This is a genomic window from Streptomyces iakyrus (genome assembly GCF_000717055.1).
Lineage (GTDB): Bacteria > Actinomycetota > Actinomycetes > Streptomycetales > Streptomycetaceae > Streptomyces > Streptomyces iakyrus.
This window is the reverse complement of the sequence record NZ_JNXI01000032.1, coordinates 23,087-36,430: the sequence shown is the minus strand read 5'-3', so window position 1 is coordinate 36,430 and position 13,344 is coordinate 23,087. Positions and strand designations below refer to the sequence as shown.

The 13,344-nt window shown below is 69.9% G+C and carries 15 protein-coding genes and 2 pseudogenes; 8 read left to right on the top strand and 9 right to left on the bottom strand.

Features of this window, described 5'->3' with window-relative positions:
• Positions 1–155: 155 nt before the first annotated feature.
• On the bottom strand, positions 156–566 hold the full coding sequence (locus OO68_RS37305) for a hypothetical protein (protein WP_033313801.1): 411 nt from the start codon (positions 564–566) through the stop codon (positions 156–158).
• Positions 567–795: 229 nt separating this feature from the next.
• Between OO68_RS37305 and OO68_RS37300 the strand changes: the two genes are divergently transcribed.
• The 3 genes from OO68_RS37300 to OO68_RS37290 all read left to right on the top strand — a co-directional run bounded on the left by OO68_RS37300 (position 796) and on the right by OO68_RS37290 (position 2,976).
• The gene (locus OO68_RS37300) at positions 796–1,428 is read left to right on the top strand and encodes a class I SAM-dependent methyltransferase (protein ID WP_033313798.1); all 633 of its coding nucleotides are present in this window, start codon (positions 796–798) and stop codon (positions 1,426–1,428) included.
• A 30-nt stretch (positions 1,429–1,458) separates the two neighbouring features.
• Positions 1,459–2,088, top strand: coding sequence for a DUF2218 domain-containing protein (locus OO68_RS43295; RefSeq protein ID WP_051814949.1), 630 nt, complete (start codon positions 1,459–1,461; stop codon positions 2,086–2,088).
• A gap of 117 nt (positions 2,089–2,205) precedes the next feature.
• Positions 2,206–2,976 carry an alpha/beta fold hydrolase gene (locus OO68_RS37290; protein WP_051814948.1) on the top strand — a complete coding sequence of 257 codons (771 nt, stop codon included), beginning with the start codon at positions 2,206–2,208 and terminating at the stop codon, positions 2,974–2,976.
• A gap of 32 nt (positions 2,977–3,008) precedes the next feature.
• Here the strand turns inward: OO68_RS37290 and OO68_RS37285 are convergent, their stop codons facing one another.
• The 3 genes from OO68_RS37285 to murJ are packed head-to-tail and all read right to left on the bottom strand — an operon-like array spanning position 3,009 to position 6,119.
• Entirely contained in the window at positions 3,009–3,863 is an 855-nt protein-coding gene (locus tag OO68_RS37285; protein ID WP_033313796.1) for a hypothetical protein, read from the bottom strand.
• Positions 3,856–4,431: a SigE family RNA polymerase sigma factor gene (locus OO68_RS37280; protein ID WP_033313795.1), complete on the bottom strand. Its 576-nt coding sequence runs from the start codon at positions 4,429–4,431 to the stop codon at positions 3,856–3,858. Before OO68_RS37280 ends, OO68_RS37285 begins: the two co-directional genes overlap by 8 nt.
• Positions 4,428–6,119, bottom strand: coding sequence for a murein biosynthesis integral membrane protein MurJ (gene murJ / locus OO68_RS37275; protein WP_033313794.1), 1,692 nt, complete (start codon positions 6,117–6,119; stop codon positions 4,428–4,430). The genes OO68_RS37280 and murJ overlap by 4 nt, the downstream gene beginning before the upstream one ends.
• A 143-nt stretch (positions 6,120–6,262) precedes the next feature.
• Between murJ and OO68_RS37270 the strand changes: the two genes are divergently transcribed.
• Positions 6,263–7,432 (top strand): lipid II:glycine glycyltransferase FemX, encoded by a 1,170-nt coding sequence (locus OO68_RS37270; RefSeq protein WP_051814947.1) that lies wholly within the window; start codon positions 6,263–6,265, stop codon positions 7,430–7,432.
• A 176-nt stretch (positions 7,433–7,608) separates the two neighbouring features.
• Positions 7,609–8,379, top strand: a complete 771-nt coding sequence (locus tag OO68_RS37265) for a methyltransferase domain-containing protein (protein ID WP_033313793.1) — start codon at positions 7,609–7,611, stop codon at positions 8,377–8,379.
• A 47-nt stretch (positions 8,380–8,426) separates the two neighbouring features.
• Here the strand turns inward: OO68_RS37265 and OO68_RS48635 are convergent.
• The 4 genes and pseudogenes from OO68_RS48635 to OO68_RS37250 form a co-directional block, all read right to left on the bottom strand.
• Positions 8,427–8,789, bottom strand: a pseudogene (locus OO68_RS48635) (class F sortase); the annotation flags it as partial.
• Between the two features lie 215 nt (positions 8,790–9,004).
• The gene (locus tag OO68_RS43290) at positions 9,005–9,664 is read right to left on the bottom strand and encodes a DUF305 domain-containing protein (RefSeq protein WP_157852811.1); all 660 of its coding nucleotides are present in this window, start codon (positions 9,662–9,664) and stop codon (positions 9,005–9,007) included.
• A 145-nt stretch (positions 9,665–9,809) separates the two neighbouring features.
• Entirely contained in the window at positions 9,810–10,934 is a 1,125-nt protein-coding gene (gene nicT / locus OO68_RS37255) for a Nickel transporter NicT (RefSeq protein ID WP_051814945.1), read from the bottom strand.
• 140 nt (positions 10,935–11,074) lie between these two features.
• Positions 11,075–11,725 (bottom strand): TetR/AcrR family transcriptional regulator, encoded by a 651-nt coding sequence (locus OO68_RS37250; protein ID WP_033313792.1) that lies wholly within the window; start codon positions 11,723–11,725, stop codon positions 11,075–11,077.
• A 114-nt stretch (positions 11,726–11,839) separates the two neighbouring features.
• Here OO68_RS37250 and OO68_RS46580 point away from each other — a divergent pair, with 114 nt between their 5' ends.
• The 3 genes and pseudogenes from OO68_RS46580 to OO68_RS48785 form a co-directional block, all read left to right on the top strand.
• Positions 11,840–12,007, top strand: coding sequence for a hypothetical protein (locus OO68_RS46580; protein ID WP_157852810.1), 168 nt, complete (start codon positions 11,840–11,842; stop codon positions 12,005–12,007).
• Positions 12,008–12,012: 5 nt separating this feature from the next.
• Positions 12,013–12,567, top strand: coding sequence for a hypothetical protein (locus OO68_RS37245; RefSeq protein WP_245237363.1), 555 nt, complete (start codon positions 12,013–12,015; stop codon positions 12,565–12,567).
• A gap of 130 nt (positions 12,568–12,697) precedes the next feature.
• A pseudogene (locus tag OO68_RS48785) lies at positions 12,698–12,858 on the top strand (IS630 family transposase); the annotation flags it as partial.
• Positions 12,859–13,098: 240 nt separating this feature from the next.
• Here OO68_RS48785 and OO68_RS46575 read toward each other — a convergent pair.
• The gene (locus OO68_RS46575) at positions 13,099–13,272 is read right to left on the bottom strand and encodes a hypothetical protein (RefSeq protein ID WP_157852809.1); all 174 of its coding nucleotides are present in this window, start codon (positions 13,270–13,272) and stop codon (positions 13,099–13,101) included.
• Between the last annotated feature and the right edge of the window lie 72 nt (positions 13,273–13,344).

Below are 13,344 nucleotides of genomic sequence, written 5' to 3'. Positions count from 1 at the left end.
CCCGGTGCTCGGCTGAAGGCGAAGGCGTGATGCTCACTGCCTGGCTGGGCAGGGCGTGCGAAGCCCTTCATGGAGCTGGCGCAGGCGTATGCCTGGACGCAGGTGGGCAGCACCCCACCCGGCAGGGGGGAGGGCTCCTGCCCGCCTAGGTCCGTCTAAATACGCAATACGGTTGTCGCACCCGGAGGCCTGGTGCCCGGGGCGGCGATGTCGGCACGGATGCCGGAGTGCGGCGACACGTGGCAGTGGTCGACCGCTGGTGAAGTGCCGGGGGATGGTACGGGGAGCGCGTCGTCCGGTTGGCCGGGCGCGCAGTTGTTGTGTGCGGACTCCTCGGACTCGCCGTCCTCGTGCTCGCGCTGATCGTGATCGGCGGAGGACTCCGTGTCGTGGACGAGAAGCGATGCGGAAACGCCTGCATCGAGGTGCCCGGCGGCACTCTCGCCCTGCAGTCCGTGTGCGAGCAGCAGGCTGAACAGCAGCATCGCGAGCCACGCGAGACGGGTCAGCTGCGGAGCCCGCGTGCGGGCTCGCGGCAGGGCTGTGGCCGTCTGGTCCGTGAGCACGGCGTGATCATAGCGAGTCCGAACGGTGCTGTGTCACCGGCCTCAGTGCCAACCACTCCGCGTGGCTCCCACTTTCGGATTTCCCGCATCGGCGGTCCTGGAGTCATACATCGCGCCGCTGGAGAGACACTCTGGATTGACAGAGACATAGTGTCTCGATAAAGCTGATGGGTGTACATGAGGTCCGGACAGCGATCCGGAGCTTCCGACGCGACGGAAGGACACCGGCATGGGCGGCTCACCCCGCTACCCCCACCACCTCGGCTCCGGCTCCGAGGAGCGGCCGGAGCCCGACGACCTTTACGCCAGCCCGCCGCCCTGGGACATCGGCCGGCCGCAGCCGGCGTTCCTGGCTCTCGCTGAGGCGGGTGCCATCCGGGGCCGGGTGCTGGACGTCGGCTGCGGGACCGGAGAGCACGTGCTCATGTGCGCCGGGCTCGGCCTGGATGCCACGGGCGTCGACCTCGCCTCCCGGGCCCTGCGCGCCGCCGAGCAGAAGGCGCATGAGCGGGGCCGCATGGCGCGGTTCCTCCACGGGGACGCCCTGAAGCTGGCCGACCTGCGCGAAACCTTCGACACCGTGCTCGACTGCGGGCTCTTCCACATCTTCGACGGCGACGACCGCGCCGCCTACGTCGACAGCCTGCGGGCCGTGATCCGCCCGGGCGGCCGGTATTTCATGCTGTGCTTCAGCGACCGGCAGGCCGGCGAGTGGGGACGAGTGCACAAGCTCACGCGAGCCGAGATCGAGGCCGCCTTCGCCGAAGGATGGCTGATCGACTCCATCGACCCCAGCACGATCGACATCACCACGGACCCGGAAGGGATCCGGGCCTGGCTCGTCGCCCTCACCAGGATCTGAACTCCTGTGAGCGGTCCGGAGAGGAACGCCATGCTGACCGCGGAAGCCAGCGTCGAGACCGAACGCGCAAGCCGCTACCTCGACCAACTCTGCCGACATGCCCAGCAGATGGAACGCCACCCCCACTATCGGCAGGGCGCGCGCGGCGTCGGTGGCACGCACAAGCCCCCTGAGGTGCATCACGTCGAATGGTCCGACACCCACGGGACCGTCCTCCTCAGCCTGGGCCAGTGGACCTTGCGGGCCACCCCGGATGCCCTCGTGCTGCACCTCGAGGCCGCCACCGAGGGGGACCTGCAGCGGATGCGGGATCTCATCGCCGCACGCATCGAGAAGATCGGCAGGCGTGACCACCTGACGGTGGCCTGGCAACAACCCGAAGAGCCCAGCACTCTCCCCGGCGCGGGTGACCAGGCGGACGCCCCGCATCAGAAGGAGCACGGTCACGCAGGCGGCATGACCCGCCGCTGGACCGTCAGGGCGGTTGTCGGAGCCGTGGCACTGCTGGTCGTCGCGCACCTGGTGCTGGGCGGCTCCGTGCTGGCGGCTTCGCAATGGCTGGGCTGGGGCGCCGGTGCCGTCGTCGTGGCGGTCGTCGTTGCGAAGGTCATCGGGATGGGCGGCTTCGTCGCGCACCACCGCCGCAGGCGTAGCCGGTGACGTGGACGCGGGCCATCGCCTGCTCGCGGAAACGAGAAATGGAAGCGAGGCACCTATGAGCACCTCGACGTTCCCGGTGCACAGCTCTACTACGAGACCCGTGGCAGCGGCCCGCTCATGCTCATGATCCCGGGCGCCAACGGCGACGCCGACGCCTTCGGAGCGGTGGCGGACCACCTGGCGGCGCACCACACCGTCGTCACCTACGACCGGCGCGGCTTTTCCCGGAGCCGACTCGATGGTCCGCAGGACTACGACCGCCGCCTCGAGACCGACGCCGACGACGCCCGGCGCCTGATCGAGCACCTGAGCGACGACCCCGCGACCGTCTTCGGCAGCAGCTCCGGAGGACTCGTCGCCCTGGAACTCCTCGCCCGGCACCCCTCCACGGTCCACACACTTGTGCCGTACGAGCCACCGGCTGTGAAACTCCTGCCCGACGGCCAGAGGTGGGCCGACTTCTTCACTGAGCTGTACGGCCTCTACCGCCGATCCGGCGTCCAGCCGGCACTTGAGAGGTTCCGTGAAGAAGCCTTCGCGGAGCCGGATCGGCAGGCCATGGCCGCGCTACGGGCGAAGGATCCCAAGAAGGGCAAGTACCTTCTTGCCAACGCCACCTATTGGTTCGAGCACGAGCTGCGCCAGTACCCAGCGGTTGAACTCGACGTCGATGTCCTCACTGCGCACGCCGATCGGGTCGTTCTCGCGGCGGGGCGGGAATCACACGGCTATCCCGCTCATGACGCAACCGTCGCCCTGGGACCCAGGATCGGCCGGGACGTGATCGAGATGCCGGGCGGCCACCTCGGCCACGTGACCCACCCCGGCCGGTTCGCCGATGCGTTGGTGTCGGCTCTGAGGCTCGGCGGACACGTACCGAAGGCGTGACGGTGCCGCACCGCATGCCCGGAGGGCGTGGCTCAGCAATGCCCGGTCGCAGATGGCGAAGGGGCGTGCGGCTGCGCGGAGTTCATGGTCTCCTCCAGGCAGTTCTCCGTCCGCGGATCGGTGTGGGCGTGGTCGGCGACCTGCGGGGTGGCGAGTACGAGCACGGCGACCCGGTGGTCGGACTGGACCAGCGTGACGCGCAGCGGGGCTTCCGCACCGTGGGTGAGGACGTATTCGTAGAGCGCAGGCGCTTTCGAGTCGTGGTCTTGTGCATGGGGACTTCGGGTCTGGTGCCAGCCGCACTTGTGCAGGGCTTCGGCCAGCTGCCCGACGACGTGCTGGGCGGCGGAGTTGTCCGTGTACGCCACGATGCGGTGCTGTGCGGTCGCATCGCTGCCACCTCTGTAGGAACGGGCGATCTGCTCCTCGGCGCCGGTACCGTCGAACCACCGCAGAGCGCAGTCCTCCGTCCCCCCGGTGGGCAGGGGAGTGGTGGCGCTGTTACTGGTGGTTGTGGTCCGCCAGTGATAGGCGGCGTTCCAGGGCAGGGCGGAGGGGGACAGCAGATCTGTACGGGGGAGGCCGCCACCGCTGTCCGGTGCGGGCAGGATCGAGGCGGCCGAGACCAGGCCGGGGCTGGTCTCCTCGGGACGGTCGGCGGATGCGCCATCGAGCAGAGGCGGGATGCCCCAGAGGCCGAGGGAGAGCAGGGCGGCGCAGCCCGCCGTGGTGACCGCCAGCCGGCGGCGGGTCCGGTGGCGGCGTACGCGCTTGTGCACGTCGGCGACGCCCCCGCTGACGGTGATCAGCGGCTCGGCCTCGTCGGCGTAGCCGTGGAGCAGCGTGCCGAGGTCGTCCTGCGGGGGACGGCGGGTTTCGTCACTCATGGGGGAGGACCTCCTGCCGGGGCTGTGCGGTGGCCGCGGTACGGCCTGCCCGGGCCGTCGGTGTGTCCGGCGAGTCGGTGAGATGGGTACTGAGGACACGGCGGGCCCGCATGAGCCGCGAGCGTACCGCCGTGCTCGTCGACCCGGTCTGGCGGGCGACCTCCTCCACCGGGAGGTCGAGGAGATGATGCAGGACCACGGCGCGCCGCTGTTCGGGGTTGAGGTGCCGTAGTGCGGCGACCAAGGCTACGTGGTCGGGTGCGAGGCCGGGCAGGTCGGGTGGCGGACCGTGCCGGAAGTGGGCGCGGAGTCGGTTGCGGGCCCTGCGCCAGGAGCTGACCGCCAGACGCAGGGCGACCGTGCGCACCCACGGCGTGGGATCCCCTTGTGCGACGAGCTGCTCCCAGCGCGTCCAGGCCCTGGCGTACGCCTCCTGGACCGCGTCCTCCGCCTCGCCGAGGTCGCCCGTCACGGCGTACACCACCGTGACGAGCCGCTTGACGCTCTCGGCGTAGAAGCGCTCGAAGTCCCGGCGGGCGGCCGATGCCTGATCCTGGCTGTCCGTCATCGCCCCCTCCTGTGACGGCCGCTCGATCCGAAACGGCGAGTCAGTGGCGCAACGAGCTCACCGACCTCGGGGATGCGCAGCGGGCCCGCCAACGCCACGACCGACAGACCGATCAGGACGCCGCCGGCCACCAGGCCCGACGCGTCCCCCGCGAGATCGCCGCCCAGTCGTTCCGTGAACCAGCCGCTCACCGCGTACGCCAGGGCAGCGCCCGGCAGGCACGCGACGCCGAGGCGCAGGTGCGTGCCGAGCGCCCGCTCCAGGGAATGGCCCAGCCTGCGCCGCAGCACGAACGCGGTGCAGCACAGGCCCGCCGTGCAGGCGATGGCATACGCGGCCGCGATGCCGGTGACCGCCCAGCGCGCGGGCAGCACGACGTACGAGGTCACGGACAGCCCCGCGTTGACGCCGGCGATGACCAGGGTCAGCAGGAACGGCGTGCGAGTGTCGCCGAGTGCGTAGAAGCCGCGGGAGAGCACGTACTGGGCGGAGAAGGCCGCCAGCCCGGGCGCGAACGCCGCCAGCACCCAGCCGATCGCCTTGGCGTCGGCGTCGCTCACCTGCCCGTACTGGTAGGCGAGGCCAGCGAGTTGGGGCGCGAGCACCAGGAAGAGGAACACGGCGGGCACGATCGCCACCGCTGTCGTGCGCAGGGTCCGGGACAGGCCGGCGGCCACCTGCGCCAGGTCGCCGTCGGTGGCGGCGCGGCTCATCCGCGGCAGCAGCGCGGTGACCAGGGAGACGGTGATGATCCCCTGCGGCACCACCCACAGCTGATAGGCGCTGCTGTACGCGGTATAACCGACGCCCTCCCTGACGCCCTCGGCGACTGCGCGCACCCCGGCGGACGTGGACAGCCGGGTCACCACCCAGTACGCGACCTGGTTCACCAGGACCAGCAGCAGTGTCCACACGGCGGCCCGTACTGGACGCCCGAGCCCCGATCCGCGCCAGTCGAACCGCGGCCGCCACCGGAAACCGGCCGCGCGCAGCGACGGCAGCAGTGCCAGTGCCTGGACGGCGATGCCCGCCGTGCTGCCCAGGCCGAGCAGGAGCAGCTGGCCGTCCGTGACCTCGCCCGCCGTGCTCGCGGTGCGGGCGATCACCAGATAGAGCCCGAACACCGCGATCACGGTGACGTTGTTGAGGACCGGGGTCCACATCATCGCCCCGAACCGGTCGCGTGCGTTGAGGACCTGGCCGAGCACGGTGAACACGCCGTAGAAGAGGATCTGCGGCAGGCAGTAGCGGGCGAGCGCGACGGTCAGGTCGCGCTGGGCGCCGGTGTAGTCGGTGTACGCGGAGACGACCCAGGGCGCGGCGAGGACCGCGAGCGTGGTGATCGCGGTCAGGGCGGTCAGGCAGAGCGTGAGCAGCCGGTCGGTGTAGGCGGCTCCGCCGTCCGCGTGCTCCTTCGCCGCCCGTACCAGCTCCGGCACGAACACCGAGTTCAGCGCCCCGCCGATCAGCAGGATGTAGACGATGTTCGGCACGGTGTTGGCGACGTTGTAGGCGTCGCCGAGCAACGCCGTACCCAGGGCCGCGACCACGACCGCACCGCGGACGAACCCGGTGGCCCGCGACGTCAGCGAGCCCAGCATCATCACGGCCCCGCCGCGCAGCCGGCGCGCCGAGCCGGCCTTCGGAGCCGCGCCGGCGGCGGCCTCCGCCTGTTCCTGAGCCGTCACGCCGTGTGTCCTCCCCGCCACTCGGGCAACTCAGCGAAATTCCCCGCCACAACCCGGGGCCGCCACGCGTGCAAGAGACAGGCGGGTCTGTCCCGCCGCCCTCCCGGCGGAGGAGTACGGAACAGATCGAGGAGACCTCCCACATGGCCGTGACAGAGGCGCAGATGTCCGAAACCACGCACACCCGCAGCTACGTGGTGCGCAGCACCACCACCGAGCGGCACCTGGGATATCTGGACTCTCTCCCCGGACAGGCGAGCTTCCTGCAGTACCCGTCCTGGGCCGCGGTGAAGGCAGGCTGGAAGGCGGAACGGCTCGGCTGGTTCGACAGCTCCGGACGCCAGTGCGGCGCCGCCCAGGTGCTGTACCGGCCACTGCCCGGAACGCGCCGGTACTTCGCCTACCTGCCGGAAGGGCCGGTGCTGGACTGGGCGGACCCGCGGCTGCCGCACCTGCTTCAGCCGCTGCTGGACCATCTGCGGTCGGCCGGCGCCTTCGCGGTGCGGATGGGGCCGCCGCTGCCGTACCGCCGCTGGAACGCCGCGACCCTCAAGGCGGCGGTCGGTCCGGGGCGCCGTGTCGGCGATGTGCTGCCGGACCTCGTCGACCCGGTCGGCGCCGCCGTCGCGGACCGGCTGCGGGCGGGCGGATGGCGGCGCTGCGGCGAGGAGGGGAACGCCGGCGACGCACAGCCCCGCTACCTCTTCGAGGTACCGCTGGCCGGCCGCACCCTCGACGACCTGTGGGCGGGGCTGAACCAGGAGTGGCGGCGCAACATAAAGAAGGCGGCGAAGGCCGACGTCGAGCCCTGCGTCGGTACGGCCGACTATCTGCCGGAGTTCTACCGGCTGCTGCAGCTCACCGAGCAGCGCGACGGCTTCCGGCTCGGCCGCTCGCTGGAGTACTTCCAGCGCCAGTACCGCGAACTCAACGCCGAAGAGTCCGGCCGCATGCGGCTGTACCTGGCGTGGCACGACGGGGAGGTGCTCGCCGCCCACACGCTGATATTGGCGGGGCGCCGGGCCTGGTACCAGACGGGAGCGTCCGCGGACCACCGCCGCGAGGTGCGGCCGAGCAATGCCCTGCAGTGGCGAATGCTCCGCGACGCGCACACGCTGCGCGCTCAGGTGTACGACATGCGGGGCGTGCCCGACGTACTCGATCCGCAGGAGCGGTCGTACGGCCTGATGCGCTGGAAGCTCGGCACGGGAGGCCAGGTCGTCGAGACGCTCGGTGAGTGGGAGCTGCCGCTTGAGGGGGCCGTCAACAAGACGCTGCACCGTGCCATGCAGAAGTATCTGGCACGGCGCTGAGGGCAGCTCCGGGGCGCGCGGATCGGTCATGGGGCAACATTAGCCGCAGAGTGCTAAGTAATTTAGTAGGGTGGCGTTGCCTCGATGGGTGGTGGGGAGCCCGTGGGTGCGAAAGAGGTGCGCCCGGCGGTCGGGCGCCTGCTGACACCGAGGGTGGAGACGACCGGGGGTGCCTGATGAGGGCGGCGGGCAGGAGAACGTCAGTATTGAAGTCGGGGGTCAAGCGGCTCTTGGGGCGTGCTGGATTCGACATCGTGCGCAGTACCAACAACCTGGGTGGCATCGACGACTTCATCCCGTTCGAGGCAACGGTGCGGGCTGCACGAGCGGCCGGTCTGTCGGTCGGTGACTACATCGACGAGGTCATGAACGGGACGCCTGGCGCCACCCAGTCCACCATCGATGAACTAAGCGCCCTCGGCGTCTTCGCTGCCAACCCGAACACGGTGCTGGAGATCGGTCCCGGGTCCGGACGGTACCTGGAGAAGACGCTGAAGGAGTGTTCACCAGACCGCTACGAGATCTACGAGACGGCAGCGCCTTGGGCCAACTACCTGGTGGACACATTCGGCGTGGTCGCCCAACCGACCGCAGGAAGCAGTCTCGCCCCGACACCCGACGGCAGCATCGACCTCGTACAGGCCCACAAGGTCTTCAACACCGTGACCTTCCTCTGCGCCTCCCGCTACTTCTTCGAGATGGCGCGTGTCACGCGACCCGGCGGTCGGATCGTCTTCGACGTGATGACAGAGACCTGCCTGGACCCGGCCGCGGTACGCGCCTGGGCGACGCAGGGCGGCGCGGGGCACGACTCCTACCCAGCCGCCATGCCTCGCCGGACATGCGTGGACCTCTTCGCGACCCTCGGCTGCAGCCTGGAGGCCAGCTTCCTGGCGCCCATGGGTGTCGCCTCCACGGAGGTGCTGGTCTTCGGAAAGGGGGCCTGACCCTCAGAAGGCCTCCGCTTGCCGATCGGCGGGGCCGGGGTGGCGTCGACGTAGAGGCGGTCGCGGTAGCCGCTGCCGTGGCGGTAGGGCCCGGTGCAGGTGACCAGCACGAGCCGGGGCGGCCCGGTAGTGGTGATGAACTCGCCCGGCAGTGCGGCGCCGCGGCGCACTGTGACCGCCCGAACCCGGTAGCCCACTCTGGCGGCCTCGGTGGTGACCGTGACCCGGTCACCCGGCTTGGCCCGGGTCAGGGGTGCGAAGACGGCGGCCCCGCGTGGGGTGTCGAGGTGCCCGGCGATGACGGTGCTGCCCTGTCGGCTGCCCGGCGGGGCGGTGTCCTTCCACCAGCCGGCTGTCTTGCCGTCATCGGGCACGGCCAGGCGCCCATCGGCCCTCACCACGATGGGCATCACCGCCGCATCCAGACCCACTCGGGCCAGAGTCAGGCGTACCGGGCTCGCCCTCGAGGTCGTGTGGGAAGCGGACCGCTGGGGCGGCACCGGCCAGAGGGTTGCCGCCCCAGCGGTGACGGCAGGGCGCGCCGGGGCGCTGGCGGCCGCCAATGCGACGACCCAGAGCGACAGTGTGGCCAGCGCCCACAGGGTGTGCCCGGCGCGCCCGCCGGTCACTGGCGGCGCAGGCGCCGGCCCAGGGCGGCGGTGCCCAGCGCCGCGGTCGCACCAGCGGCGGCCAGCCACCCGGCTCCGCCGGTGACGTCGTCTTGTGAGCTGGCGGTGGCCAGGCCGCCGTTGCCTGTGTCGACGGTGATCGGCTTACCGGCGATGACCGCCTCGAACTTGCCGATCTCCTCCGTCTGGGTCTTGTGCATCGTGTCGCACAAGTCGCGCAACTCGCTGTGCTTGGCGTGCTTGCGGCACTTGTCCGCCTCGGGCAGGAACTCGCGGTGGTGCTGGGCGAAGTGCTGGGAGAGCTTCACATCGAAGGCCCGGCCCGACAGACCCTCAAGTTCGTGCATCATCGGCATGGCCTCGTGCGGCACGCTCGGTGTCTCATCGGTGCTGTACCAGGCCTTCAGCCATGAACGCATCGTGGCGATCTCCTTGGACTGCGTGTGCTTGATCTCCGAGCAGAGGCCCTTGAGATCCGCCCGAGTCGTCTTCTGCACGCACATCTCGGCCATGTGGACGCCGCCGAAGTGATGGTCGACGGTCATGGCCAGGAACTCTTTTTCGTTGAACTCGCTGTCGCCGTCCGCGACGGCAGCGGGCGCTGCCGCAAGGGCGAGTCCGGCAGCCATCAGCAGAGCCGCACCCACACGGCCCACGGATGTTATTCGGCAGTTCATGCAAGCTCCGATCGATCGGTCGGTGGCACGGTGCCGAAACCTGCCTTCCGTGCAACCAGCGAGTAACCGATGCGGAGCCGTGCGATTCACCCGGATGCCCGGCGTGTCCCACTCGCTCAGCGGGTCAGTCTCCCGTGGACTGCGGGGCGAGTGCCCACTTCTCCTCGATGCGGCCGTACCGCCAGATCAGCAGTGCGGCGGCCCAGGTGACGACGAAGAGGAGGACGACGGCGTATCCGACGCTGTTGAGGTCGATGCCGCCGATCCAGTCCCAGAAGGCGCCGTGCAGGGAGAGCTTCTCCGCGGCGATCGACAGCAGTTCGACGGTGCCGATGAGCAGTGCGGCCGCGACCGACAGTCCGGTGATGGTGATGTTGTAGAAGACCTTGCGGACCGGGTTGGAGAAGGCCCAGGAGTACGCGAAGTTCATGAACGAGCCGTCGATCGTGTCGAGCAGGCTCATCCCGGCCGCGAACAGCACTGGCAGGCACAGGATCGCGTACCAGGGGATGCCGGCTCCGGCCGCGCCTGCCGCGAGGAAGAGGAGCGAGACCTCGGTGGCGGTGTCGAAGCCGAGGCCGAAGAGGAAGCCCAGCGGGTACATGTGCCAGGGCTTGCCGACGGCTCGGGTCGCCCGGCCGAGGATCCGGGTCATGACCCCGCCGCTGCTGCTCAGCTGGGCTTCCAGGTCCGCCTCGCTGTGGCCGCCCGCGCGCATCCGGCGGAAGACCTTCAGGATCCCGAGCAGGGCGACGAGGTTGAAGGCCGCGATGACGTAGAGGAAGACCCCGGAGACCGAGGTGCCGATGAGGCCGAGCGTCTGCTGCAGCGCGGAGCCGTCGTCCTGCACGGGTCCGGCGAGCGAGCGCACGCCGAGCGCGAAGAGCAGGGCGAGCAGGAAGACGACGGTCGAGTGGCCGAGGGAGAAGAAGAAGCCGACGGACAGCGGGCGCTGGCCGTCGGAGATCAGCTTGCGGGTGGTGTTGTCGATCGCGGCGATGTGGTCGGCGTCGAAGGCGTGCCGCATGCCGAGCACGTACGCGGTGACGCCGAGACCGATGCCGAACGCCCCCTGGCTGCCCAGGTCGAAGTGCTGCGGGACGACGAAGAACAGCAGCGTGCCCCAGCCGATGACGTGCAGGGCGAGGATCGCTGCTGCCAGGCCGCCGGCCCGGGCCCATTCGCGGGGAGTGAGTGCTCCGCGTATGCGCCGGACGAGGCCGGGCTGGGGGTTGGGCGCAGCGGTCATGGCGGTGTCCTTGATCCGAGTCGTGCTTACGTCGCAGACCATTCTCTATGGAATTTAGTAGTTAGCTGCAAAGAGATTGCAATAACTTCGAGGACGCTGCTGCCCAACCCATGCGGGCTCGTGGAGAAGAGCGGGTGAGCTCAGTGGGCTGAGTGCCCTGAGTGGTGACCGTGGCGCGCGTGCCCGCTCGTCGGCTTCTGGTCTTCCGGCATGGGGTGACCGTCGCGCAGCCCGGACAGGGTCACCGTGACGAGACGGTCCGCCGCCGCTTCGGAGGGCAGGGCGGCAGCGGCGGTCAGGGCGTGAAGGCAGTACGTCGCCAGCTCGTCGGGTGCGACGTCGGCACGGAAGACGCCGGCCTGCGCGCCCTCGGCCAGCAGATCCCGGATCATGCCGTGGAGCTGCTCCTGTGCTCGGACGACCCGCTCGTCCCGGTGAAGGAACGCCGCGAGCTCGGTGCCGTGGTGTCCGCGGGACTGGCGCGAGATGTGGGCGAACGCCCTCAGAACCACCTCGAGCTGCTCGCCGGGCCCATCGGCCTGGTCCCGGACCTCTGCCAGCTGGGCCAGGTGCTCGGTGATCTGGCGGTCGTGCCAGGCGAGCAGGATCGCCTCGACGTCCGGGAAGTACTTGTAGAGCGTGGCCCGGCCGATGCCCGCCTGTTCGGCGATCTGCGACATCGTCACCGACCGCACGCCGCGCTCGGCGGCCAGCTCCGCCGTGGTGTTCAGAATCGCGTCGCGCACCGCGCGGCGGTGCGCCTCGATCGTCTCGTTCCACAGCTTGGGCACGGCGTCAGTGTACGCGGCGGCGATGTTGATACACCCTGGTTGACACCATGGACAGAGTGTCTCGTAAAGTGCGGGTGTCGACCGTCCGGCAATCGAGCACCCAAGGACGCACACATGGCTGACTCGCCCTCCCGTACCGAAGCCGCCGACCACACGCAAGGCCCCACGGCGCATCCCGGCATGCCCCGCTGGGTGAAGGTCTTCGGTATCGCCGCCGGATCCGCGCTGCTGGTGGCGTTCGTGCTCATGCACGCGGTCGGTGGCGGGATGGGCGGTCACTGATCGCCATGGCCATGAACCCCCGCCTCCGCAAGCTCACCCTCACCGCACACGTCACCTCCTCGGTCGGCTGGCTCGGAGCTGTCGTCGTGTTCGTCGTCCTCGCTGCCGTGGGTCTTGCCGGCCAGGACCCCCAGAGGGTGCGCGGTGCCTACCTGGCGATGGAACTGACCGGCTGGTTCGCGCTGGTTCCCCTCAGCCTCGCCTCGCTGTTCACCGGGCTCGTCCAAGCCCTGGGGACGACCTGGGGTCTGTTCCGTCACTACTGGGTCGTCATCAAGCTGCTGATCAACGTGGTCGCGACCGCTCTGCTGCTCGTACACATGCAGGTGGTCGGCCATGTCGCCGACGCCGCGGCCCGGGCCACGCTTTCGAGTGATGACCTGGTAGGGATGAGGATCCAGCTGCTGGCCGACGCTGCCGCGGCCCTCCTCGTGCTGCTCGTCGCCGTGACGCTGTCGGTGTACAAACCGAAGGGGCTGACCCGTTACGGCTGGCGCAGGCAGCACCAGTCACGGGCGCCGCAGCGGCCGGTCGTCCAGGAGGATCCGGCGGGCGTCTGACGATGCGCCGGCGCCCCCGCGCTTGGTACAGCGGCCAGCCGCCGAGGGTGAGCTGCTTCATGCCGTCCGCTCGGTCGACGGTGCCGAGCAGGCTCTTCTCCACGTGGCTGAGCGCCGATGAGAGAATATGGCCCACGTCAAGCGCAGCCTGGCCAACCTCGCCGTCACGGCCCTCGACCGGCTCGAAACTCTGGGTGCGCAATCGGCTCAAACGCCTTCAGTGCCGGCCCCGACACCCTCGACGGCTTCATAGCAGGAACGGGCCTCGCCCTCGACGCCCCGACGTCACCCTGGCAAGCCGAAGTCGGTATCGGCTTCCCTCTCGGTGGGCTGGTCGTCTCGACCGCCGCCGCCCTCGAAGACGATCGCCACCCGGCTCCGAGCCGCGGGGCCAGCCAGCGCGGTGCAGCCACGCGGTGACGCCGCGCAGACGCATCCACGCCTGATGTGATCTTCCTCCCATCACGGGGTGGGGACGCCTCCGGCTGGCAATTTCGCCACCAAGCCCGCCTATGGTCCTGAAGCGTGATTTCAGGCCAGGTCCGTCGCGGCCACCGCACGGGAGCGTTGCTGATGGCAACGCTCTTCGCGGTGGTGCTTGCCGTATTCGCGATGCACGCCCTGACCACACATCACCATGCCCACAGCTGCCACGCCGCCGCGATGCCCCTCACTGACGCCGGGGACAAGACTCAGCACGCCCACACTGCCGTCGCTCCCGGTGAAGCCACCAAAACACCGGACGGCCGGGACGACGAATCCCCCTGCGACCACGGC